This is a genomic window from Streptomyces venezuelae, from assembly GCF_008642315.1.
Classification (GTDB): Bacteria; Actinomycetota; Actinomycetes; order Streptomycetales; family Streptomycetaceae; genus Streptomyces; species Streptomyces venezuelae_D.
In genome coordinates, this window is record NZ_CP029192.1 from 1,838,382 (window position 1) to 1,863,147 (window position 24,766).

The window sequence follows — 24,766 nt, forward strand, 5'->3', positions numbered from 1 at the left end:
TCGAGGAACCACCATGGCACCTGTGCAATCCGCGGCCGCCGCGCGCCCGCTTCCCGTGCGCAAGACACGTCGCTCCTGGACCGGGTGGGGGTTCATCGGCCCCTTCGCCCTCGTCTTCACCCTCGTCTTCCTCGCCCCGATCGCGTACTCGGTCCACCTGAGTCTCTTCCAGGACCGACTGATCGGCGGCACCACCTTCGTCGGGCTCGACAATTACCAACGGGCCCTGCAGGACCGCGAGTTCTGGGAAGGAGTCGGCCGGGTCGGTCTCTTCCTCGTCGTGCAGGTTCCGGTGATGCTCGGCATCGCGCTGCTCGTGGCGCTCGCGCTGGACAGCGGCCGGCTGTACGGGAAGAGCTTCTTCCGGATCGCGATCTTCCTGCCGTACGCGGTGCCCGCGGTGGTCGCCGCGCTGATGTGGGGCTTCCTCTACGGGACCCGGTTCGGTCTGGTCGGGGACATCGACGACGCCCTGAACACGACGCTGCCCGACCCGCTCTCGCCCGGCCTCGTCCTCGCCTCCATCGGCAACATCGTCACCTGGGAGTTCGCGGGCTACAACATGCTCATCCTCTACTCCGCACTGCGGGTGATCCCCGCCTCCCTCTACGAGGCCGCGGAAATCGACGGCGCCGGACAGCTGCGCGTCATCACCGCCATCAAACTCCCGGCGATCCGGGGTGCGTTGGCCATCGCCACGATCTTCTCGATCATCGGCAGCTTCCAGCTCTTCAACGAGCCGAGCATCCTGCGGAGCCTGGCTCCGAACGCCATCACCACCTCGTACACGCCGAACCTCTATACGTACGCGCTGTCGTTCAACGGACAGCAGCAGAACTACGCCGCGACCGTCGCCATCGTCATGGGCCTGATCACCATGGTGGTCGCCTACGTCGTTCAGCTGCGCGGCATGCGAAAGGCAGCGTGACCCATGGGCAGCCCCACGACCCTCACCTCCGAGGCCGCGCCCGCCCCGCAGCCGCGCCGCACACCCGCGGTCCCCCGGCTGCGCACCCGGCGGCAGCACCACGTCGCCCGGCCCCGCCGCAGCGTCCTGCTGACCGCGCTCACCGGTCTGGTGGTGGTGTACTCGCTCCTTCCGCTGGTGTGGCTCGTGGTCGGTGCCACCAAGACGCAGAAAGGCCTCGCCTCGTCGTTCGGCCTCTGGTTCGGCGGTGACTTCGCACTCTGGGACAACATCGCCGAGACGTTCACCTACGACGACGGCGTCTTCACCCGCTGGCTCCTCAACACCCTCCTGTACGTGGTCCTCGGCGCGGGCGGCGCCACCGTGCTCGCGGTCCTCGGCGGGTACGCCCTCGCCAAGTTCGCCTTCCCCGGGAAGCGCGCGGTGTTCGCCGTCGTCATCGGCGCGGTCGCGGTACCGGGCACCGCCCTCGCGATCCCCACCTTCCTGATGTTCAGCGAGATGGGCCTCACCAACACCCCGTGGGCGGTCATCATCCCGTCCCTGATCTCGCCGTTCGGCCTCTATCTGATGTGGGTCTTCGCCTCCGAGGCCATCCCCACCGAGCTCATGGAGGCCGCCCGCATGGACGGCGCGAGCGAACTGCGCGTCTTCTTCCAGGTCTGCCTGCCGCAGCTGGCTCCCGGCACGGTGACGGTCCTGCTCTTCACCATGGTGCACACCTGGAACAACTACTTCCTGCCACTGATCATGATCAAGGACCCGGACTGGTATCCGCTGCCCCTCGGGCTCAACGCCTGGAACGCACAGGCGGCGACGGCCGGTGGCCGGCCCGTCTTCCATCTGGTGATCACCGGTTCGCTGATCACTATCCTGCCGCTCATCGCCGCGTTCCTGCTGCTCCAGAGGTACTGGCAGTCGGGTCTCGCCGCGGGCAGCGTGAAGGAGTAGCCCCCCCCCGCTCACTTGTGCTCTTGCACGTCTCCCCCCTCGTAGCCGAAGGAAAGATCCCGCATGCCCGCACTGACCACGTCGTCCGACGGCTTCCTGCTCGACGGCGAGCCGTTCCGGATCGTCTCCGGCGCGATGCACTACTTCCGAGTGCACCCCGCCCAGTGGACCGACCGGCTGCGCAAGGCCCGCCTCATGGGCCTCAACACCATCGAGACATATGTCCCGTGGAACCTGCACCAGCCCGACCCGGGCGGCCCCGTCGCCCTCGAAGGCCTCCTCGACCTGCCCCGCTACCTGCGGCTCGCCCACGCCGAGGGCCTGCGCGTCCTGCTCCGCCCAGGACCGTACATCTGCGCCGAGTGGGACGGCGGCGGACTCCCGTCGTGGCTCACCGCCGACCCGGACATCAGGCTGCGCACCTGCGACCCCCGGTTCACCGACGCCTTCGACCACTACCTGGACCTGCTGCTCCCCGCGCTCCTGCCGCACATGGCCGCGTCGGGCGGCCCCGTCATCGCCATACAGGTGGAGAACGAGTACGGCGCCTACGGCAACGACACCGCGTACTTGAAGCACCTGGAGCTCGCCCTGCGCTCCCGCGGCGTGGAGGAGCTCCTGTTCACCTGCGACCAGACCGACCCCGCGCACCTGGCGGCGGGCGCCCTGCCCGGCACCCTCGCCACCGGCACCTTCGGCAGCCGGGTCGCCGCCTCCCTGGCCCGCCTGCGCGAACACCGGCCCAAGGGGCCACTGATGTGCGCGGAGTTCTGGATCGGCTGGTTCGACCACTGGGGCGAGCCGCACCACGTGCGCGACGCGGACGACGCCGCCGCCGACCTCGACGCGCTGCTCACCGCGGGCGCCTCGGTCAACATCTACATGTTCCACGGCGGCACCAACTTCGCGTTCACCAACGGCGCCAACCACGACCACGCCTACTCCCCCGTCGTCACCTCCTACGACTACGACGCGCCGCTCACCGAGTCCGGCGACCCCGGGCCGAAGTACCGCGCCTTCCGCGAGGTCATCGCCCGCCACGCCCCGGTGCCTGACAAGCCGGTACCGGCCCCGTCCCCCAAACTGCCGCGCACCGAGGTCGAGTTCGGGCGCCGCGCCCCACTGCTCCCCTATGCGCACGCCCTGTCGGAGAGCGTGCGGACGGAGCTGCCCGTGACCATGGACGAGCTCGGACTGCGCGCCGGATACGTGCTCTACCGCACCTACGTCCCCGAAGCGGGTGACGGTCTGCTCCGCCTCCGCGGCGGTGTCGGCGACCGCGCCCAGGTCTTCCTGGACGGCGCCCCCGCCGGCGTACTCGAACGCGAGCGGCACGAGGAGGCCCTGCCGGTGCGGGTGCCGCGCGTGGGCGCCACCCTCGACGTGCTCGTGGAGAACATGGGCGGCGTCAACTACGGCCCCAGGATCGGCGCCCCCAAAGGCCTGCTCGGTCCCGTCGACCTCAACGGCGCGGTCCTGTACGGCTGGGACTGCCATCCCCTGCCGCTCGACGACCTGGCGGCGGTGCCCTTCACCCCGTCCACGGTCACCACCGACTCGGTGCCCGCCTTCCACCACGGCACGTTCGACGTGATCGTGCCGGCCGACACCTTCCTCGCCCTGCCCGGCTGGACCAAGGGCCAGGCCTGGATCAACGGCTTCCCTCTGGGCCGCTACTGGAACCGCGGCCCGCAGCGGACGCTCTACGTCCCCTCTCCCGTCCTGCGCCCGGGATCCAACGACCTCGTTCTCCTGGAACTGCAGGCCACGACCGGCACGCGGGCACTGCTCACGGACACCCCGGACCTCGGTCCCGTGGCGCCCTGAGCCGTCCCGCACCGGTCACCGCACCATCGCCCCCCACCCCCCGAAGGAAGATCCGATGCCCCGACGCGCCATGAGAGCCGTGCTGGCCGCGTGCGCCATTGTGCTCCTGCTGCTGACCGTCTCGACCGCCGCGCATGCCGCACCCGTCACCGTGACCAACGGGACGCAGTTCACCGACACCGAAGGGAACGGCGTCCACGCCCACGGAGCCGGCGTCATCAAGGTCGGCCCGTACTACTACTTGTTCGGTGAGAACCGGCACGCCGACAACACCTTCAAGGCCGTCTCGGTCTACCGCTCGACGGACCTGAAGACCTGGGAGCACAGGAACGACGTCCTGACACAGGACAGCGACCCGGAGCTCCGGCTCGCCTACATCGAGCGACCGAAGGTGCTCTACAACAAGGCCACCAAGACGTTCGTCATGTGGATGCACAAGGAGAACGGCAGGGACTACGGAGAGGCGCGTGCCGCCGTGGCGGTCTCCGACACCGTCGACGGCGACTACACCTGGAAGAGCAGCTTCCGGCCGCCGAGCGGTACGACCTCCCGCGACCAGACGCTGTTCCAGGACGACGACGGGACGGCGTACCAGATCACGGCCACGGAGAACAACGCCGACCTGCACATCTACCGGCTCACCGACGACTTCACCGGCTACGACGAGATGGTCGCCAACCCCTGGGCAGGCCAGTGGCGGGAGGCCCCGGCCCTGTTCAAGCGCGACGGCGTCTACTTCATGCTGACGTCGGGGACCAGCGGCTGGAGCCCGAACCAGCAGAAGTACGCCACGGCGGAGAGCCTCGCCGGGCCGTGGAGCGAGATGAAGGACGCGGGCAACGACTACGGCTACGGCTCGCAGACCGCCTCCGTCCTCCCCGTGCAGGGCTCCTCGGCCACGTCGTACCTCTACATGGGCGACCGTTGGGCGGGCGCCTGGAACGGCCCGGTCAACGACTCGCAGTACGTGTGGCTGCCGATCGCCTTCCCGACCAGGACCACGATGGACCTGCCGTGGTATCCGGAGACCTCCATCGACACGGACACCGGCGCCGTGCAGGGCGCGGGCGGCGGCCCCCACTACGGCTTCGCGGCCCGGCACAGCGGCAAGTGCGTGGCCGTCGCGGACCATTTGGCCGGCGACGGCGCGGCGGTCGTCCAGCAGGGCTGCGACGGCGGGCTCGACCAGCAGTGGCGGTTCGAGGACGCGGGCGACGGATACGTGCGCGTGCTCGCCCAGCACAGCGGCAAGTGCCTCGACGTCGCCGACGAGTCCCACGCCGACGGCGCCACCGTCGTCCACTACCGCTGCGGTTCCAAGGCCCACCAGCAGTGGCGGTTCGAGGAGTTCGACGACGACACCTACCGGATCGTGGCGCGGCACAGCGGCAAGTGCCTCGACGTCGCCGACGCGTCCGAGCAGGACGGCGCCCGCCTCGTCCAGCGGGACTGCGGGGAAGGCGCGAGCCAGCGGTTCGAGCGCCGCGCGGCCTGACGGCGCCGGGCACAGCCGACGTGTCCTGACACCGACGCACCCACCGAGCCGGCGGATTGTCCGGTTCCGGCGCCCCGGCGGATGGCGGCCGGGCCGGACAATGGCGAGCGGGGGTGGTCACGGTGCCACGGGGTGAGCGGCCGCTGGAGGACGACGGTGGCGAGCTCACCGCATTCGCCGCCGAGCTGCGCCGGTTGCGGGAGAAGGCGGGCAGCCCTCCGTACCGCCGCCTGGCCCGCGACGCCCACTACTCCTCGACGACGCTGGCCGACGCGGCGAGCGGCCGCAGACTCCCGAGCCTGCCGGTCACGCTCGCCTATGTGCGGGCGTGCGGCGGGGACACGGAGGTGTGGGAGGCGAGGTGGCGCGCGCTGGCCGCCCGGCTCGCGGCGACGGACGCCGCCACGGGTGCGGAGCCGGACGCGGAGGGCCAGGACCCGCGGGGACCGTACGTGGGGCTCGCCGCGTTCCAGCCCGAGGACGCGGACTGGTTCTTCGGGCGCGAGCAGCTCACCGAGGACCTGGTGACACGGATACGCTCCCGGCGCTTCCTCGCCGTGTTCGGCGCGTCCGGGTCGGGGAAGTCCTCCCTGCTGCGCGCCGGGGTGCTGCCCCGGGTACGGGAAGAGGACACGCTCGGACGGAACGTCGTCCTCCTCGCGCCCGGCACCCACCCCCTGGAGGCGTGCGCCGCCCGGCTCGCCCGCGTGTCCGGGGACTCCGCGACCGCCCTCCACTCCGACCTCTCAGGGGACCCGCGCGCCCTCCACCTGACCGCCCTCAAGGCGCTGGCCGGCCGTCCCGACGGCGTCGAACTCCTCTTGGTTGTCGACCAGTTCGAGGAGGTCTTCACGCTCTGCTCCGACATACGGGAACGTACGCAGTTCATCACCGCCCTGCTCACCGCGGCACAGGCCCCCGACAGCCGCACGCGCGTCGTCCTCGGCGTCCGCGCCGACTTCTACGCCCGCTGCGCACAGCACCCCGGCCTCGTCGAGGCCCTGCGCGACGCCCAGTTGCTGGTGGGCCCGATGACCACCGACGAGCTGCGCCGGGCGATCAGCCGTCCTGCGGCCCGTGCGGGCTGCACCGTCGAAGGGGCGCTGCTCGCCCGGGTGATCGCCGACGCCACCGGTCGCTCCACCGTGCTGCCCCTGGTCTCCCACGCCCTGCGCGAGACCTGGCGCCGCCGCCGGGGCAACACGCTCACCCTCGCCGGGTACGAGGCCGCGGGCGGCATCCGGCACGCCCTCGGCCAGACCGCGGAGACCGTCCACGCCGCCTTCGACGACCGTCAGCGGCGGCTGGCCCGCGCGCTCCTGCTGCGCCTCGTCGCCGTCGGCGAAGGCACCGACGCCACGCGACGCCGGCCGGCCCGCGCCGACCTCGACTCCCTGGGCGGACCCGGCACCGGAGCCGACGACGTACGGACGGTCCTCGACGCGCTCGCCGGGGCCCGTCTGATCACCCTGGACACGGACACGGTCGAGCTCACCCACGAGGCCCTGCTGCAGGCCTGGCCGCGGCTGCGGCACTGGATCGACGAGGACCGGGCCGGGCTGCTGCTCCGCCAGCGGCTCGGCGACGCGGCGACCGCGTGGGACCGCGAGCACCGCGACCCGGGTGCGCTGTACCGCGGCACACGCCTCGACGCGGCCGAGGACACCTTCGCCCTTCCCGAGGGGAGCCTTCCTCAGGGAAGCCGCGTCACCTCCCCTCCCGAGGGAAGCCGCGCCGCCGACGAACTCACCGACCTTGAGCGCGACTTCCTCACCGCTAGCACCGCCGCACGGGAACGCGAGCGGCTCGCCGAGGCGCACACCACACGACGGCTGCGCCGCTTCACCCTCGCCCTGTCCGTCCTGTTGCTGCTCGCGCTGGTCTCGGGGCTGCTCGCCTGGGACCAGTACCGGACCAGCGAGGGCAATCGGCGCGAGGCCGTCGCCGAGCAGCGCAGCGCCCTGTCCCGGCAGCTCGCCGCGCAGTCGGCCGCGCTCCTGCCGTCCGAATCGGATCTCGCCTCGCTCCTCGCCCTGTACGCGTACCGCATCCGCCCCACCCCCGAGGCCACCGCGGGCCTCTTCAAGACGGCCTCGCTCCCCCTGCAGCAGCGCATGACGGGGCACCGGGGCGAGGTGCGGGCGGTGGCCTTCAGCCCCGACGCCCGGACCGTCGCCAGCGGCGGCGAGGACGGCACCGTACGCCTCTGGAACGCCGTGACCGGCAAGGTGAGCAGAGTGCTGACGTTTCGTCAAGGTGCGGTCGTGGCCGTCGCTTATGGGGCCGACGGGCACACCTTGGCCGCAGGCGGCGACGACGGTTCCGTCCGGCTGTGGAACACGGCCACCGGGTCCTCGCGGGCCATGAGGACCGGCCTTCGGGGTGACGTCCGGGCGGTGGCCCTCAGCTCGGACGGGCGCACGGTCGCCGGCGGGGGCCGCGACGGCACGGTACGCCTGTGGGACGCGGCCACGGGGACAGTACGGCGGACCCTGAGTGGCCATCAGGGAGCCGTTCTCTCCCTCGCGTTCAGCCCGGACGGCCGCACGGTGGCCAGCGGTGGCGACGACGGAACGGTGCGGCTGGGGGCGGTGGCGAGCGGCACGGCGCGTGTGCTGCGGGCCGGAAGGCACGGTAGCGCCGTGGCGTCCGTGGCGTTCAGCCCCGACGGCCGTACGGTGACCGGTGGCGCCCGCGACGGCACCGTACGGGCATGGGACGCGGCCACCGGCAAGGAGCGCGCGGCGCTCGCCGAGCGGCGCAGGGACGCGGAGTCGGTGGCCTTCAGCCCGGACCGCCGCACGGTGCTCAGCGGCCAGCACGACGGCACGGTCCGGCTGTGGGACGCGGCGACCGGGGCCTTGCGTGCGGTCCTGGCCGGGCACCGGGGCTCGGTCCCCGCCGCGGCCTTCAGCCCGGACGGGAGCACGGTGGCCAGCGGCGGGCGTGACGGCACGGTGCGGTTGTGGGTCGTGTCGACAGGAAAGGAGCGCGTCACGGTGCCCGGACGGCAGGGCGCCGTGCGGGCGGTGGCGTTCAGCCCGGACGGCAGGACGGTCGCAGGTGGCGCCCGCGACGGGACCGTACGACTGTGGGACGCGGCCAACGGCGGAACACGGCGAGTGTTGACGGGGCATCAGGGAGACGTGCGCTCGGTGGCGTTCAGCCCTGACGGTCGTACCGTCGCGAGCTGCGGCGATGACGGGACGGTACGGCTGTGGGACGCCGCGACCGGTCAGAGGCTCAGGGTACTGACGGCGCGTCACGGTGCCGCGCGTTCCGTTGCTTTCAGTCGTGACGGGCGCACCCTTGCGGCGGGCGGGGCGTGGGACGGCGGTGGTGGCGGTGTCGTACGGCTGTGGAACGCCGAGACCGGGGAGCCGCGTGGGGCGCCGGGACGGCAGCCGGAGGGCGTCCGGTCCGTGGCGTTCGGGGCCGACGGCCACACCCTCGCCGTCGGGGGCGACGGCGGGACCCTTCGGCTGTGGGACGCCGCCGACGGCGAGTCCCGCGTCCTCCACACCGGCACCAAGTCCCCGGTGCAGACGGTGGCGTTCAGCCCGGACGGGCGCACGGTCGCCGGGGGCGCCGACGACGGCAGGCTGCGGCTCTGGGACACGGCCACGGGCGTGCCGCGCGCCACGACCGGCAACCGCCGCGGGGCCATGTCGGTGGTGTTCAGCCCGGACGGCCGGACAGTGGCGAGCGGGGACCGGGACGGGACCGTACGGCTGTGGGACGCCGCCACGGGACTCCAGAACCTTGCCCTGACCGGGCACGAGGGTGCCGTGTGGTCCGTGGCGTTCGGCCCGGACGGCCGCACGGTCGCCAGCGGCGGCGAGGACGGCACGCTGCGGCTGTGGGGTGTGCTCCGCGGCGCGGACGAGGCCGTCGACCGGATCTGCCGGTCCCTGCGCAGGGACCTCAGCCGGGAGGAACGCGCCCGGTATCTGAACGTCCCCGACGGAGATGAGTGGCCCCGGCGGGCCTGCGTGCGCTGAGGGAGGGCCGAGCGGAGGGCTGCCGTGGCCGTGACGTGGCCGTGGCCGTGGCCGGGAGCTTGTCCGGCACTTGGGGGCGCTTGTGGTCGCTCGCCGTCCGGCGCTGCCGTCCGGCACTTGTGGTCGCTCGCCGTCCGGCGCTGTCGTCCGGCACTTGTGGTCGCTCGCCGTCCGGCGCCTGTTGTCCGGCGCTTGTTGTCCGGTACGTCGTGGCCGACCCCGGACAACCCCGTACCGGTAGAAGCGAAGACATGACGTCCCTGACCAGCGCGCCGCCCGCGAGCCGGACCTCGCCGGAACGGACGCCCCGGAGCCGACTGCGGTTCTGGCGCTCCCCCGCCGGCCAGCCCCGGTGGGCCAGGCCCGCGCTCCTCGGCATCGCCGCCCTCGCCGCCCTCCTCTACACGTGGAACATCACGAGCAGCGGCTTCGCGCCCTATTACTCCATGGCCGCACGCAGCATGTCGGTGAGCTGGGAGGCGTTCCTCTTCACCAGCCTCGACCCGTCCGCCACGCTCACCCTGGACAAGATCGGCGGCTTCCTGTGGCCGCAGGCCCTGTCGGCGCGGATCTTCGGCTTCCACGACTGGGCGCTGGTGCTGCCGCAGTGCGTCATGGGCGTGATCTCCGTACTGGTGATGTACCGGCTGGTGCGGCGCTGGCAGGGGCCCGCCGCCGGGCTGCTCGCCGCGGGGCTGCTCACGGTGACGCCCGTGGCGGCCTCCATGTTCGGCCACGCGATGCTCGACGGTTCGGTCACCATGTGCCTCGTACTCGCCGCCGACCAGTACCAGCGGGCCGTGCGGAGCGCGCGGCTGCGGTCGCTGCTGCTGTGCGGGCTGTGGATCGGGCTCGGGTTCCAGGCGAAGATGATGGAGGCGTGGGTCATCGTGCCCGCGCTGTTCGTCGGCTACGTGGTGGCGGCGCCGGTCCGGCTGCGGCGCCGGCTCGGTCAACTGGCCCTGGCGGGCGCGCTGATGTTCACCGTGTCGCTGTCGTGGGTGGCGCTGATGACGTTCACCCCGGAGCGCGACCGCCCGTACGTGGACGGCTCGACCGACAACAGCGCGGCGGCGATGGTCTTCGGCTACAACGGCTTCAACCGGCTGCACGCGGGGCTGGTCGACGGGGCGGCGCCGGTCAGCGGCAACGGGCTCTGGGGCAGCGGCGGAGCATCCCGCACCCCGCCGCCCACCGGCAGCGGCGGAACGTCGCGCACCCCGCCGCGCACCGACAGCGACGCGAGGCCGGACGGCACGGACGCCGCGGACGGCCGCGATCAGGGCGGCACGGCACGGCGGCCGTCGGGCGCACCGTCGGACGGACCATCCGGCGCACCGTCCGGCAGGCCATCGGACGGGCCGTCGAGCGCGCCGTCGAACGGACCATCCGGCGCACCGTCCGGCAGGCAGTCCCCCGCCCCCTCCGGCGCACAGCCCGACGGGTCCACCGGCGCGCCCTCCGAGAACACCGACCGGAAGGGGCGAGCAGGTGCCGCGCCCGCCGGGAGGCAGGTCGGGTCCGAGGCGCCGTCCCGGACCTCCCTGTGGCTGAAGCTCCTCCGCAGCCCCCGCCTGACACCCCAGATCGCCTGGCTGTACCCGCTCGCGCTCATCTCCCTCGCGATGGGTCTGGCACGGCACCGCCAGGCCCCCCGCACGCACCCGGGCCGGGCCGGTCACCTGATGTGGGGCACCTGGCTCGTCACGGCCGCCGCCGTGCTCAGCGCGCTCGGCAACCTGCCCCACACCGCCTACGTCGCCATCCTCGCGCCGCCGCTCACCGCCCTGTCCGCCGCCGGGACCGTCGCCCTGTGGCGTGCCCACCGCGCCGCGGCCGGCGGGCCGCGCGCCTGGCTCCTGCCCGCCGTGGTCGCGGCCGAGGCGGGCTGGACGATCCACCTGGCCTCGAAGCACGTCGACTTCGCGCCCTGGCTCATTCCGCTCCTGGTGGCGGCCACGCTCGTCGCCGTCCTGGCCCTGGCCCCCTTCGTGGCCTCCCGCAGGACCGTGCTCGTCGGGCTGCTCGCCGGATGCGTCGCGATGTTCGCCGCGCCCACGGCCTGGTCGCTGTCGGTGCTGAACGAGCGGTACGGGGGCTCGGCGGTGGACGCGTACGCAGGACCGGGCAACGACCCCCGGATCTCCACGGGAACCCGCACCGTGCGCGCGTCCGACGTCCGCGTCCCCACGACGCCGACGCCCACCCAGAGCAGCCTCCTCGAGTATGTCGAGGAACACGACGGGGCCGCCAAGTACGCGTTTTCCACCGAAAGTTGGGAGGCGTCCGCGCCTTACGTCTACGCGAAGGGCACGCCGGTCCTGCCGCTCGCCGGGCTGCACGCCGACACCCTCACCCTCACGGAGTACCGCCACCTCGTCGCCACCGGTGATCTCCGCTTCGCCCTCGTCACCGCGGCGGGAACGAAGACCTCGAAGATCAGCTCCTGGGTCGCGTCCGCCTGCGCCGAGGTCGACCCGCGGGCGTACGGAGCGACCGGCCGCGGCGGCGATCAAGCGCCCGCACAGACCCTGTACCACTGCGAACCGTCCGACGCCACGAGCCACTGAACCGGCGAGGACCGACGCACCCACCGAACGGGGGAGGAGCGGTGGCCGTCCCGACGGGCAACCGTCGGCACGGCCACCGCACCCCGGGGCAGTCCCCTTCGACCCTTCCACCTCGTTCGAACAGCCGCCGATCGCCCCGCCGCCATGGCCGGATCGTCCTGACGGAGCGGGAAATATCCGCCTCGGTCGCGGCGCCGTACGCGGCCCGCGAAAAGATCCCCGCAACCGGGGCCCAGATTGGCAGAAAAGGCCTTGCGTCAACCCGCACCCACACCGCGTCCTGCCGCTTTGCTTATCCGCCGCGCACATGCCCACGGCATGGTGTCCGAAAAACGGGGAGTCGACCTGAAGCCGCAGAACGCTCCGGTTGCGCGTGTGGCGGCTGTTGAGTGACAAACCATCAGGTGGTCCGCGCTCCCTTTCGGACAGAACCCGGAGTTTCGATTTCTCGTTTTATCGACGACGCCTACCGTGGTCGCTGTGGGGGCAGGCACTGACCATGCCGGGGAGATGACAGCTGCGCAGAACTTTTCGAGGGGGGAAGTCCGTGCGGCCTGCGCTGGAAGCGCGCCGCCGGAAAAGTAAGTGCCGTCCGGTTTGATCAACCGGACGGCAAGCCTTTGCTGCGTAGCCGGAAAAGCACCTGCCTCTGCCCGGTCGCGCGCACCGGACCATCCATGTCGGGTACACGGGGGCTTTCCAAAGGGGGACCCTAGTGACGGAATCTCGCTCGAGTGATCCCGGATCGGAACGGAGTGACTTGACGTCGGATCGCAGTGGATTGCTGCTGGACGCCTTTGATCCGCAGCACTTCAGGGAGAGCTCGGAAACAGCTCTCGCCAAGCTGGAGAAACACCTGTCGGACATCTCGATCAGAGGTCTCGAACTGATCGAACCGGCCAGGCTCACCCAGGCCGCGAGGGCGCTCATGACGACCGAGCGCGACAAGATCGCCGCGTTCGACGAGGAGCGCCTTGCGGGCATCATCGACCTGTACGTCCGCACGGGGATCCAGGTCCACTCCCCCGGGTACATGGGGCGGCAGTTCTCCGGAGTCGTGCCGCTCGCCGGCGTCATCGACTTCGTGAGCTCCGTGGTCAACCAGCCGTCCTCGTTCTACGAGGCGGGTCAGTTGCCCAGCGCCGTCGAGCGGATCATGGCCGACGAGCTGAACCGCTTCATCGGGTGGGACCCGGACGGCTTCACCATGATCACCACGTCGGGCGGCTCGCTCGCCAACCTGACCGCCCTGCTCGCGGCCAGGAACGAGAAGCTGCCCGGCTACTGGTCACAGGGCGGGTCGGCGGTGCGCGGCCAGCCCAGGCCCGCCATCGCGGTCGGCGCGGACGTGCACTACAGCGTGGCGCGCGCGGCCGGTGTGCTCGGCATCGGCGACGCGCAGCTCGTCCGGCTGCCGCTCAACCGGCAGCAGCAGATCTGCCCCGCCGAGGTGCGGGCCACCCTCGAGGCGGCCGAGCGGCAGAACCTCAAGGTGTTCTGCATGGTGGCCTCGGCCGGCAGCACCTCGGTGGGCGCCTTCGACCCGATCGACGAACTCGCGGAGGTGGCCGGGGAGAAGGACATCTGGCTGCACATCGACGGCGCGCACGGCGCGAGCCTGCTCGTGTCGGACGCGCTCCGCACCAAGCTCCGCGGCATCGAGAAAGCGGACTCGCTGACCTGGGACGCGCACAAGATGATGTTCGTGCCCGCGCCCTGCACGATGCTCTTCTACCGGAACAAGGAGACCGCGCTCTCGGCATTCCGGCAGAAGGCCAGCTACGTCTTCGACGAGGAACAGGACGTCTATACCGCATACGACAGCGGCGCAAAGAACTTCGAGTGCACGAAGCGTCCCATGATCATGACGCTGTGGGCACTGTGGGCCATTTACGGGCGGTCCCTGTTCGCGGAGAAAATCGAGTATCTCTGTCAGTTGACAGAGGAAGCGTATGGCGCCGTGCGGGGCGATCCGGACTTCGAGACCGTGCACCGTCCGGAAGCGAACATCCTGTGCTTCCGTTACCATCCGGCCGACCTCGAGAACAGACTCGGCAGGCGGGTCGACAAGAAAGACGTGCACCACCTGCAGATCGCCATCAGGAACCGCATCAAATTCGAGGGAAACTTCTTCATCTCGAAGGTGAACATCGACGGTGTGGCCGCACTGCGCGTAGTCATGATGAACCACCAGATCACCGGCGAGCACTTCAGGATGCTGCTGTCCGAAATCAAGAGGACGGCACAGGACCTGCTCGACGGAGAAGAGGGAACAGAAAAAGCGTAGAGGGGACGGATGTTGAGTACATCTCACGCTCCACAGGCACCTCACGTTCCACCTCAGGCACCTCACATTCCAGCGCCCGCCCCGGCCTCCGGCGGCGCCCGTGAACTGGCCAACTGGCTCATCCCCGAATGGGAACTGCAGCCCGAATCCGTCGAGGCCGTCACCGTGCTTCCCTCGTTCGCGAGCAAGATGCGCGAGTGCGAGCGGGTCTGCCAGACGCTGTACAGCGAGATCCCCCACGAGATCCAGGACGCGGTCGTGCTCCGCCGTCTCCAGCAGATGGTGAACACCGTGCTGCTGAACCCGCTGTGGCGCGAGCGGCTGCGCGGCGCCGGCATCGGGCACGCGCCGGCGACGTACGAGGAGTGGCAGCGCATTCCGCTGTCGGACAAGGACGTTCAGCGCGACTTCTTCATGGACGCGCGGCCGGGCATGGTGGTGCCCCTCACCCGCGGCGAGTTCGAGATCGTCGCGAGCGGCGGCACCAGCGGCGGCAGCCCGCTCGAAGTCGTGTACGCACTGCGGGAGTTGAAGGACACCTATGAGATCGCGGGCCGCTTCATGGGGGCCTACCAGCTCGCGGGGCACCTCGCGGGCAGCGACCCGAAGTGGCTGTTCACCACGCTGGCCGACTACCAGATGTGGAGCAGCGGCACGATGGTCGGCGGCGTGCTGCAGCACGTGCCCGGCGTCAACTATGTCGGCGCGGGGCCCGTCACGGCCCCCGTCCTTGAGCACATGTTCTCCTACCGGGGCCCCAAGGCCCTGATGGGGATCTCGGCGGGCATCGCGATCCTCGCCGATCTCGGCGCGGGCATGCGCCAGGAGTACCGCGACAGCTTCCGCGTCGCCCTGTACGGCAGCGGTGTGCTGCCGCAGCGCAAGCGGGTGGAGCTCCAGGCGCTGTACCCGAACCTGTCGATTCTCAGCTACTTCGCCGCCACCCAGGCGGAGACGATCGGCCTGCAGCTCGACGCCGCGTCGCCCTACCTGTCGGCGGTGCCGGGTCTGCACTTCATCGAGATCGTCGACGAGGAGGGGCGCCAGGTCCCCGAGGGCGAGGAGGGCGAACTGGTCGTCACGCGCCTGCACGCGCACGAGACGCCGCTGCTGCGCCTGAAACTGGGCGACCGGATGATCCACCGGCCCCGGACCGACGGCCCCGGCCTGAAGACGCGGCAGTTCGAGTTCGCGGGCCGCACCGGGGACGTGCTGCACATCAACGACAGCCAGTACTCGGGGGCGCGGGCCTATGCGGCGCTGCGCGACGAGCTGAAGGCTGCCGAGGTGGTGGACCTGGACGCGGTGGCGCACGACGTCCAGTTCGTCAACCACCGCGAGGGCAAGACGATCACGCTGTACGCGGCGGTCGACGACGTCATGGGGCTGACCTACCGCGCCGACACCGTGCTCGGCCCGTGCGGGCTCCACCAGGTGTTCGTGAACGCGCTGCCGCGCGCCCTCTCGCTGTTCAACCACGGCGAGGCCAACGCCGCGTCCATCGAGAGGACCGGATACACCCTCCAGCTCAAGTTCGTGCCCAGGCTGTCCGCGGAGATCGAGCGGACCGCCGTCGGAAAGGTCCCGCTGGTACGGGACCGCGGCTAGGGAGTGCAATGAACAGGAGCGGTATGAAAACGCAGGTGAACATCATCGCCGTCGTGGACGTCATCGGTGCGCTGTCCGTCAGGACGCTGCTCGACGGCAACCTCTGCATGGTCGACGACAGCGCGTTCGACAGCACCCACCAGGGCACGGCGGACCTCGTCACCGTGGTCAAGCCCGGCCAGGTCGTGTCCTGGACCGCGCTCGCCGTGGACCTGCAGACGCCGGTCGAGATCAAGAACATCTCGTTCGAGCCGGCCAACGGGCACAACGGCGCGGCCGCGTCGGGGCCGGCCATGAGTCCGCCCGGATCCGCCGCCGCATCGAAGGGTGAGGCGCACGGCCAGGAGGAGTCGGAGGGCGACAAGCTCGACCTCGACGTGTGGACCGGCGTGGTGCCGCACTGGATGACGCCGGGCGTGCCGTACCAGTACCGCCTGGAGCTCCAGATGTACGAGGGCTCCAACAGCGTCATGTCCATCGATTCACCCGCGTTGATGTGCCAGTAGCGGACCGCACGACGACGGCAAGGCCGGGAACGACGACGAAGGCGGAATCATGCCCCAACAGTTGGCGATCATCGTGCTCGTGGACGTCAGCAACGCGCTCGCGTCCAGCACGCTCGAAGGCAACACCTATCTGTTCGACAACATGAAGCTGCACGGCTCCGTGAACCAGGGAACCGGCGAGCTGGTGACCGCGATCAACGGCTCCTACTGGCGCGACGGCTCCCAGGCCAGCGAGCAGGTGCTCAACTGGCTGCCGTACAGCCTCGGTTCCATCCCGCCCACCGTGCCCCGCGGGTACGAGGTCGAGCGGGCCCGGCAGACCGACGAGGACGCCCTCGCCGAACTGCAGGAGCTCGCGGCCAAGTCGACGGTGCCGAGCGCCGACGCGGAGGCCGAGCTCAACCGCATCCGGCGGAACGTGGGCACCCGGGTCAAGACGACGCGGCGCACCCGGGGCCGGATGTCCGGGCAGAAGATCGTGGACGTCATGGGTCAGGTCGTCACCGAGGACGCGACGGCCGCGGCGAGCTACCCGGCGCCGGTGATCACCGACATCTACGGCGAGGCCGTGGACTCGAAGATCATGTATCCGGCGGAGTACGGCTCCCCCGACATGGTCACCGACGGCTGGTACTGGTCGGCGACGGTCGACACGTCACGCCCGGGGACGTACTCGTACATGATGCGCATCCAGCTGCACAAGCTGGTGCAGACGAACGGCGAACTCCGCTGGGACCCGGTGAACCTGACGTGCGCGTCGGCCCTGAAGATCACCTCCGAGCCGCGCCGCAACGCCTTCACCAAGGCCGGCGTCGGCCAGCTGCCCATCCCTGCCACGCGCCCCGGCCGCGACGCCTGAGCCACCACCGGACGAGGAGGAACGGATGACCACCAAACCGAGGCGGGAAGCCGCCGTGAAGCGGCCGATCTCCATCACCGCCGTCGTGGACGCCGTCGGCGCGCTCGCGGCCGGCAACATGCACGGCCATCTGTACATGTACGACACGAACAAGTCCGGCGGTTCCACGGGGTTCGGCACCGAGGAGCTGCAGACCAAGGCGCGGCGCGGCGACCAGATCCTGTGGAACTGTCTCGCGCTGGAGTGCGAGGCGTTCGTCGCGATCGACGACATCATCATCGACAGGGACATCTGCGAGCCGGTGCGGAAGGTCTATCCCGGCACCGACGTGGCGTACTGGACCGGGACGGTGAAGAAGGACGCCGGCCCCATCACGTACCAGATCAAGTTCAGGCTCGGCACGCGCGACGAACCGATCACCACCACCCTGTCGTCGTCCCTCGTCGGCTAGGGACCGGGCAGTCATGACGGTGTACGCGAAGGAGGCACGGTGAGCACCACTACGCGCAGCGGCGTGGAGAAGCAGAACCCCGGTCAGCTCAACTCGGTCCAGCTCAACATCGTGACGCTCATCAACATGGAGCGGGCGACGGCGACGGGTTCGCTGAGCGACGCGATGTACATGATGGACAACAGCATCGGCGGCAAGGGGCAGGGCACGTCGTCGCTGGAGACGGTGTGCAAGCAGGGGCAGGTCATCAACTGGATCGTGCGCCCGATCGACATGGAGAAGCGGCTCGACGGCACGTGGCCGCCCATGCCGAAGATCAACAACATCGTCTTCCTCGACACCGAGCTGGGTGACGAGGAGGACGTGGCGGAGCGGCGGATCTTCAACGAGCTGAAGATCTACGGGATGCCCGACCGGATGCGGGACAAGTACACGCCCGTCTACTACTACTGGGCCGGCACGGTGATGAGCACCGCCAAGCCCGGCCTGTACCGGTACCGGCTCGTGCTGGAGCTGGAGCAGGAGAACAAGAAGGAACGGCTGTACCTGAACACGGCCATCCACCCCTCGATCCGGGTGATCCCGGTCTGATCCCGCCCTGACCTGGGATTACCGGCAGCGGGCGATCACTATGCACGAGGTGTATACGCCCTGTGTATAGTGATCGCATGCCCCCCATGAACACGCCATCCGCCTGCAAGACGACGCACTCGGCCAAGAGGTTGCGTCGCACCGCCCCCGTCCTCGCGGCGGGGGCGGCCCTCGCCCTCGCGCTGACCGGCTGCACCAAGCTCGACACCACCTCGCCGAGCACCGTGCGCAAGGGCGCGGCCGAGGCGAAGGCCGCGGACCAGGGGAAGTTCGGCACCGTCGACTGCCGCAAGGCCAAGTGCGTGGCGCTGACGTTCGACGCGGGGCCCAGCGAGAACACGCCCAGACTCCTGAAGATCCTCAAGGAGAAGGAGGTCCCGGCCACGTTCTTCACGCTCGGCAGGAACCACATAGAGAAGTACCCCGAGCTCGTGAAGCAGATGGACGCCGAGGGCCACGAGGTCGCGAGCCACACCTGGTCGCACAAGATCCTGACGAAGATCGACGCGGACGAGGCGCGCCGCGAGCTGGAGCGCCCCAACAAGGCGATCGAGAAGCTCATAGGCAAGAAGCCGACGCTGATGCGCCCGCCGCAGGGCCGCACCAACGACGACGTCAACAAGCTCTCCAAGGAGCTCGGGCTCTCGGAGGTCCTGTGGACCGTCACCGCCAAGGACTACACGACCAATGACTCCAAGCTGATCCAGAAGCGCGTCCTGGACCAGACGGAGCGGGACGGCATCATCCTGCTGCACGACATCTACAAGGGCACCGTCCCGGCCGTCCCCGGCGTCATCGACGGCCTGAAGAAGCGCGGCTACGTCTTCGTGACGGTCCCCCAGCTCCTCGCTCCCGGCAAGGCCGAACCCGGCAAGGTGTACCGCTAGCAGCGGGTCCCTCCGCCGACAGCCGATTCCTCTGGCACGCTCGACAGCGTGGCCATCTTCCAGATCACCCGCGACACCCCCCTGCCCGCCGCCGAGACGTGGCGCAGGCTCACCGCGTGGGAGCGGCACGGCGACGTCGCCCCGCTCACCCGCATCACCGTCGGCACTCCCCCGCCCACCCACGTGGGCACGGTCTTCGTCGCGCGCAGCGCGCTGGGTCCCGTCGGCTTCGACGACGTGATGGAGGTCGTGGAGTGGTGCCCGCCGGAGGGCTCGGCGCCGGGGCGGTGCCGGCTGGAGAAGCTCGGCTCGTTCGTGACGGGCTGGGCGGAGATCGAGGTCTATCCCGCCGCGGGCGCCGGGTCCGCGGTGGTGTGGCGCGAGGATCTGCGCGTACGGGGGCTGCCCGCGTTCTGCGACGGGGTGCTCTCGTCCGTGGCGCGGCGGATGTTCGGGCGCGCCGCGGACCGGCTCATCGCGGCCGGTCCTGCGTGAGTCCGGTGCGTCCGGTGCCGTGAGGCTCTACGCGACCGAACCGATCCGGCCGGACAGCTCGCGCGAGCCGTCGTGGTGGATGGGGGTGTGCGCCCCGGTGAGGGAGACTCCGCTGCCGCCCCTGCGGTTGGCGACGATCTCCGCGGCGATCGACAGGGCGGTCTCCTCGGGCGTACGGGCGCCCAGGTCGAGGCCGATGGGCGAGCGCAGGCGCGCGAGGTCCAGCTCGGTGACGCCGACTTCGCGCAGGCGCTTGTTGCGGTCCTCGTGCGTGCGGCGCGAGCCCATCGCCCCGACGTAGGCGACGGGGAGCCGCAGCGCCAGCTCCAGGAGCGGTACGTCGAACTTGGCGTCGTGGGTGAGGACGCAGAGCACGGTGCGGCCGTCGACCTCCGTGCGCTCCAGGTAGCGGTGCGGCCATTCGACGACGATCTCGTCGGCGTCGGGGAAGCGGGTGGGGGTGGCGAACACGGGCCGGGCGTCGCACACGGTGACGTGGTAGCCGAGGAACTTGCCCATGCGGACCAGTGCGGAGGCGAAGTCGATGGCGCCGAACACGATCATGCGGGGCGGCGGGACGCTGGACTCGACGAGGACCTCCAGCGGCGATCCGCACCGCGAGCCGTCCGCGCCGATCTCCACGGTCGCGGTGCGCCCCGCGTCGAGCAGGGCGCGGGCCTCCCCCGCCACCGTGCGGTCCAGCTCGGGGTGTCCGCCGAGGCCGCCCTCGTACGCACCCGCCCCGTCCGTCGTACGGACGAGGAGGGCACGGCCGAGGAGCTCGGCGGGCCCGGACGTGACCCGGGCGACGGCGGCCGCCTCCCCCGCGGAGGCAGCGGCCAGGGCAGCGGCGAACACCGGCCTGGACGCGGAGCCGGCACGGACCGGGGTCACGAGGATGTCGATGATGCCGCCGCAGGTCAGGCCCACGGCAAAGGCATCGTCGTCGCTGTAGCCGAACCGTTCGAGGACGGTCTCGCCGTCCTCCAGGGACTGTCGGCACAGTTCGTAGACAGCGCCCTCCACACATCCGCCGGAGACCGAGCCGATCGCCGTGCCGTCGCTGTCGACGGCGAGCGCGGCACCGGGCTGCCGGGGCGCGCTCCCGCCGACCGCCACCACGGTGGCGACGGCGAAGTCACGTCCCTGCTCGACCCACCGGTTCAGCTCGTCGGCGATGTCCAGCATCTCGGCCTCCTCAAGGCTCTACGGGTGTGCGGAGGGCTCAGCGCCTCAGTGGACGCCCAGCCATCCTTCGATGGGGTTGAGGGCGAAGTAGACGATGAAGATCACCGTCAGGCCCCACATGAAGGCGCCGATCTCGCGCGCCTTGCCCTGCGCGATCTTGATGGCGACCCAGGAGATGACGCCCGCCGCGACACCGGTGGTGATGGTGTACGTGAAGGGCATGAGCACCACGGTCAGGAAGACCGGGATGGCGGTGGCGCGGTCGGCCCAGTCGACGTGCCGTGCGTTCATCATCATCATCGCTCCGATGACGACGAGCGCGGCGGAGGCGACCTCCTGCGGCACGATCGCGGTGAGCGGCGTGAAGAAGAGGCAACCGGCGAAGAACAGACCGGTGACGACCGAGGCGAGACCCGTGCGGGCACCCTCGCCGACTCCGGTGGCGGACTCGACGAAGACGGTCTGGCCGGAGCCGCCCGCCACGCCGCCGATGGCGCCGCCCGCGCCGTCGATGAACAGCGCCTTGGAGAGGCCCGGCATACGGCCCTTCTCGTCGGCGAGGTTGGCCTCGGTGCCGACGCCGATGATGGTGGCCATCGCGTCGAAGAACCCGGCGAGCACCAGGGTGAAGACGATCATGCCGACCGTCATGGCCCCGACCTCGCCCCAGCCGCCGAACTCGACCTCGCCGATGAGCGAGAAGTCGGGCGACGAGATCGCGCTGCCGTGCAGTTCGGGGGCGCCGTTCGCCCACTGCTTGGGGTCGATGACGTCGAGCGCGTTGAGCACCACGGCGATCACGGTGCCGGTGACGATGCCGATCAGGATCGCGCCGGGGGTGTTGCGCGCCTGCAGCATGAAGATGAGGAGCAGGGTGCCCGCGAAGAGCAGGACGGGCCAGCCGGAGAGTTCACCGGCGGGGCCGAGCGAGAGCGGGGTGGCCTTGCCCGGGTGCACGAAGCCGCCCTTGACCAGGCCGATGATGGCGATGAACAGGCCGATGCCCATGGTGATGCCGTGCTTGAGGGCGAGCGGGATCGCGTTCATGATCATTTCGCGGAGCCCGGTGACCACCAGAAGCATGATCACCACGCCGTACATCACGCACATGCCCATGGCCTGCGGCCAGGTCATCTCGGGCGCGACCTGCGAGGAGATCACACCGGACACGGAGAGTCCGGCGGCGAGGGCCAGCGGCACCTTGCCGACGAAGCCCATGAGGAGCGTGGTGACCGCCGCGGCGAGCGCCGTCGCGGTGATCAGGGCCTTCTGGCCCATGGTGTCCCCCGCCGCGTCCTTGCCGGACAGGATCAGGGGGTTGAGCAGGACGATGTACGCCATCGCCATGAAGGTGGTGATACCGCCGCGCACCTCGCGCGCGACCGTGGATCCCCGCCGGGATATGTGAAAGTACCGATCGAGCCAAGACCTGCCGGCCGGGACGCGCGAGCCGGGGCCCGCGTCCTCTGCGGTGGTCTTGGGCTCCACTGACGACTGGGTCATGGTGCCTACTCCCAAGGTTCACAGGGGCACCCGCGGAGTCGCGGGATTTGGGATGGTGCGTTGGCTGCACGACCCGGGGGACGGCCCGAGACGAACGACATCTCCCTCAAAGGGGAGGGGAGTTGAGCTCCGAGCGGCGCGGACGGCGGAAGTGTGACGTTCCTGGCAGTCGCGCACCGCTCGGAGAACCTTGCTGATCCCCGAGCGGGGGATCGTTTCCCTCGGTGAGGGATCAGGTGCCGGTGAGGTGTTCGGGACGCACCGGCGTCTTGTTGAGTTCGAGACCCGTCGCGTTCCTGATGGCCGCGAGGACCGCGGGAGTGGACGACAGGGTCGGGGCCTCACCGATGCCGCGCACGCCGTACGGCGCGTGCGGGTCGGCCAGTTCGAGGTAGTCGACCGGGATGGTCGGCGTGTCGAGGATGGTCGGGAGGAGGTAGTCCGTGAAGGAGGGGTTGCGCACCTTCGCGGTCTTCGGGTCGACGATGATCTCCTCCATCACCGCGACGCCGAGGCCCTGGGTGGTGCCGCCCTGGATCTGCCCGATGACGGAGAGCGGGTTGACCGCCTTGCCGACGTCCTGGGCGCAGGCCAGCTCGATCACCTTGACGAGGCCGAGCTCGGTGTCGACCTCGACCACCGCGCGGTGCGCGGCGAAGGCGTACTGGACGTGGCCGTTGCCCTGACCCGTCCGCAGGTCGAAGGCCTCGGTGGGGCGGTGCCTGAACTCCTCCTCCACCTCCACTGCCTCGTCCTCGAGGACCTCCACGAGGGTGGTGAGGACCTCGCCGCCGTCGGTGACGACCTTGCCGCCCTCCAGGAGGAGTTCGGCGTTGGCCCACGCCGGGTGGTACGAGCCGAACTTGCGCCGGCCGATCTCCAGGACCTTCTCGCGGACGATCTCGCAGGAGTTCTTGATGGCGCCGCCGGTCATGTACGTCTGGCGGCCCGCGGAGGTCGAACCGGCCGAGCCCACCTGCGTGTCGGCGGGGGCGATGGTGACCTGCTGGACGCCGAGCTCGGTCCGGGCGATCTGCGCGTGGATGGTCACGCCGCCCTGGCCGACCTCGGCCGCGGCGGTGTGGACGGTGGCCACGGCCTCGCCGTTGATGACCTCGACGCGGATCTTCGCCGTCGAGTAGTCGTCGAAGCCCTCGGAGAAGCCGACATTCTTGATGCCGACCGCGTAGCCGACGCCGCGGACGACGCCCTCGCCGTGCGTGGTGTTCGACAGACCGCCGGGCAGCGCGCGGACGTCGGCGCCCTCGCTGGACTCCCACTGGCGCACGGGCGGCAACGGACGGGCCTTGACGCGGCGCAGCAGCTCGGCGACGGGGGCGGGCGAGTCGACCGGCTGGCCGGTCGGCATGATCGTGCCCTGCTCCATCGCGTTCTTCTGCCGGAACGCGACCGGGTCCATGCCCAGCTTCGCGGCGACCTTGTCCATCTGGGCCTCGTAGGCGAAGCACGCCTGGACCGCGCCGAAGCCGCGCATGGCGCCGCAGGGCGGGTTGTTGGTGTAGAGCCCGATGGCCTCGATCTCCACGTCGTCGATGACGTACGGGCCGACCGAGAGGGACGAGGCGTTGCCGACGACCGACGGGGTCGACGACATGTAGGCGCCGCCGTCCAGGACGATCTTGCACTTCATGTGCGTGATCTTGCCGTCCTTGGTGGCGCCGTGCTCGTAGTAGAGCTTCGCCGGGTGGCGGTGCACGTGGCCGAAGAACGACTCGTACCGGTTGTAGACCATCTTGACGGGCTTGCCGGTGCGCAGCGCGAGGACCGAGGCGAGGATCTGCATCGAGATGTCCTCGCGGCCGCCGAACGCGCCGCCGATGCCCGCCATCGTCATGCGGACCTTCTCCTCGGGCAGGCCGAGGCAGGGCGCGATCTGCTTGAGGTCCGAGTGCAGCCACTGGGTGGCCACGTACAGGTCGACGCCGCCGTCCTCGGAGGGCACGGCGAGGCCGGACTCCGGGCCGAGGAACGCCTGGTCCTGCATGCCGAAGGTGTACTCGCCCTTGACGATGACGTCGGCCTTCTTGGCGGCCTCGTCGGCGTTGCCGCGGATGATCGGCTGGCGGTGCACGATGTTCGGGTGCGGGACGTGACCGGCGTGGTGGTCGCCGCGGTCCTCGTGGACCAGGACGGCGTCGGGCGCGGTCGCGGACGCCTCGTCCGTGATGACCGGCAGCTCCTTGTACTCCACCTTGATCTTGGCGGCGGCGCGGCGCGCGGTCTCCGGGTGGTCGGCGGCCACGAGGGCGACCGGCTCACCGTGGTGACGGACCTTGCCGTACGCGAGGACGGGGGTGTCCTGGTACTCCATGCCGTAGTTCTTCGCCGCCGGCAGGTCGTCGGCCGTCAGGACGGCGTAGACGCCGGACAGGGCGACGGCCTCGGAGATGTCGATCGACACGATCTCGGCGTGGGCGACGGTGGAGCGCAGGATCTGGCCCCAGAGCATCTCCTCGTGCCACATGTCCGAGGAGTACGCGAACTCGCCGGTGACCTTCAGGGTGCCGTCGGGGCGCAGCATCGACTCGCCGACGCCGCCCTTCGTCTGCGAGCCCTGGGTGACGTTGGCGGGGATGCCTGTGGTGGTGCCGGCCATGA

Annotated in this window: 17 protein-coding genes; 14 read left to right on the forward strand and 3 right to left on the reverse strand. The window is 70.5% G+C overall.

Annotated elements, in window-relative coordinates:
* Positions 1-13 precede the first annotated feature (13 nt).
* The 14 genes from DEJ48_RS07765 to DEJ48_RS07830 all read left to right on the forward strand — a co-directional run bounded on the left by DEJ48_RS07765 (position 14) and on the right by DEJ48_RS07830 (position 19,456).
* Entirely contained in the window at positions 14-928 is a 915-nt protein-coding gene (locus DEJ48_RS07765) for a carbohydrate ABC transporter permease (RefSeq protein WP_150215460.1), read from the forward strand.
* 3 nt (positions 929-931) lie between these two features.
* The gene (locus DEJ48_RS07770; RefSeq protein ID WP_150215461.1) at positions 932-1,879 is read left to right on the forward strand and encodes a carbohydrate ABC transporter permease; all 948 of its coding nucleotides are present in this window, start codon (positions 932-934) and stop codon (positions 1,877-1,879) included.
* A 63-nt stretch (positions 1,880-1,942) separates the two neighbouring features.
* The gene (locus DEJ48_RS07775; RefSeq protein ID WP_150215462.1) at positions 1,943-3,706 is read left to right on the forward strand and encodes a glycoside hydrolase family 35 protein; all 1,764 of its coding nucleotides are present in this window, start codon (positions 1,943-1,945) and stop codon (positions 3,704-3,706) included.
* A 55-nt stretch (positions 3,707-3,761) separates the two neighbouring features.
* Positions 3,762-5,201: an RICIN domain-containing protein gene (locus DEJ48_RS07780; protein WP_150215463.1), complete on the forward strand. Its 1,440-nt coding sequence runs from the start codon at positions 3,762-3,764 to the stop codon at positions 5,199-5,201.
* A gap of 122 nt (positions 5,202-5,323) precedes the next feature.
* The gene (locus DEJ48_RS07785) at positions 5,324-9,202 is read left to right on the forward strand and encodes a PQQ-binding-like beta-propeller repeat protein (protein ID WP_223831948.1); all 3,879 of its coding nucleotides are present in this window, start codon (positions 5,324-5,326) and stop codon (positions 9,200-9,202) included.
* Positions 9,203-9,453: 251 nt separating this feature from the next.
* Positions 9,454-11,772, forward strand: a complete 2,319-nt coding sequence (locus DEJ48_RS07790; protein ID WP_150215464.1) for a glycosyltransferase family 39 protein — start codon at positions 9,454-9,456, stop codon at positions 11,770-11,772.
* A gap of 760 nt (positions 11,773-12,532) precedes the next feature.
* A complete protein-coding gene (locus DEJ48_RS07795) occupies positions 12,533-14,059 on the forward strand; it encodes a pyridoxal phosphate-dependent decarboxylase family protein (RefSeq protein WP_150215465.1) in 1,527 nt (508 codons plus the stop codon).
* A 165-nt stretch (positions 14,060-14,224) separates the two neighbouring features.
* Positions 14,225-15,667, forward strand: coding sequence for a hypothetical protein (locus tag DEJ48_RS07800; protein WP_150215466.1), 1,443 nt, complete (start codon positions 14,225-14,227; stop codon positions 15,665-15,667).
* A 23-nt stretch (positions 15,668-15,690) separates the two neighbouring features.
* Positions 15,691-16,173, forward strand: a complete 483-nt coding sequence (locus DEJ48_RS07805; protein WP_150215467.1) for a hypothetical protein — start codon at positions 15,691-15,693, stop codon at positions 16,171-16,173.
* A 49-nt stretch (positions 16,174-16,222) separates the two neighbouring features.
* Entirely contained in the window at positions 16,223-17,032 is an 810-nt protein-coding gene (locus tag DEJ48_RS07810) for a hypothetical protein (protein ID WP_150215468.1), read from the forward strand.
* Between the two features lie 25 nt (positions 17,033-17,057).
* Positions 17,058-17,483, forward strand: coding sequence for a hypothetical protein (locus DEJ48_RS07815; protein WP_150215469.1), 426 nt, complete (start codon positions 17,058-17,060; stop codon positions 17,481-17,483).
* Between the two features lie 39 nt (positions 17,484-17,522).
* Positions 17,523-18,074 (forward strand): hypothetical protein, encoded by a 552-nt coding sequence (locus DEJ48_RS07820; RefSeq protein ID WP_150215470.1) that lies wholly within the window; start codon positions 17,523-17,525, stop codon positions 18,072-18,074.
* An 86-nt stretch (positions 18,075-18,160) separates the two neighbouring features.
* Positions 18,161-18,961, forward strand: a complete 801-nt coding sequence (locus DEJ48_RS07825; RefSeq protein ID WP_150221045.1) for a polysaccharide deacetylase family protein — start codon at positions 18,161-18,163, stop codon at positions 18,959-18,961.
* A gap of 48 nt (positions 18,962-19,009) precedes the next feature.
* Positions 19,010-19,456 (forward strand): SRPBCC family protein, encoded by a 447-nt coding sequence (locus tag DEJ48_RS07830; RefSeq protein WP_150215471.1) that lies wholly within the window; start codon positions 19,010-19,012, stop codon positions 19,454-19,456.
* A gap of 27 nt (positions 19,457-19,483) precedes the next feature.
* Here the strand turns inward: DEJ48_RS07830 and DEJ48_RS07835 are convergent, their stop codons facing one another.
* The 3 genes from DEJ48_RS07835 to DEJ48_RS07845 all read right to left on the reverse strand — a co-directional run bounded on the left by DEJ48_RS07835 (position 19,484) and on the right by DEJ48_RS07845 (position 24,764).
* Entirely contained in the window at positions 19,484-20,644 is a 1,161-nt protein-coding gene (locus tag DEJ48_RS07835; protein ID WP_150215472.1) for an XdhC family protein, read from the reverse strand.
* A 45-nt stretch (positions 20,645-20,689) separates the two neighbouring features.
* Positions 20,690-22,147, reverse strand: a complete 1,458-nt coding sequence (locus DEJ48_RS07840) for an NCS2 family permease (RefSeq protein ID WP_150215473.1) — start codon at positions 22,145-22,147, stop codon at positions 20,690-20,692.
* Between the two features lie 232 nt (positions 22,148-22,379).
* A complete protein-coding gene (locus tag DEJ48_RS07845) occupies positions 22,380-24,764 on the reverse strand; it encodes a xanthine dehydrogenase family protein molybdopterin-binding subunit (RefSeq protein ID WP_150215474.1) in 2,385 nt (794 codons plus the stop codon).
* Between the last annotated feature and the right edge of the window lie 2 nt (positions 24,765-24,766).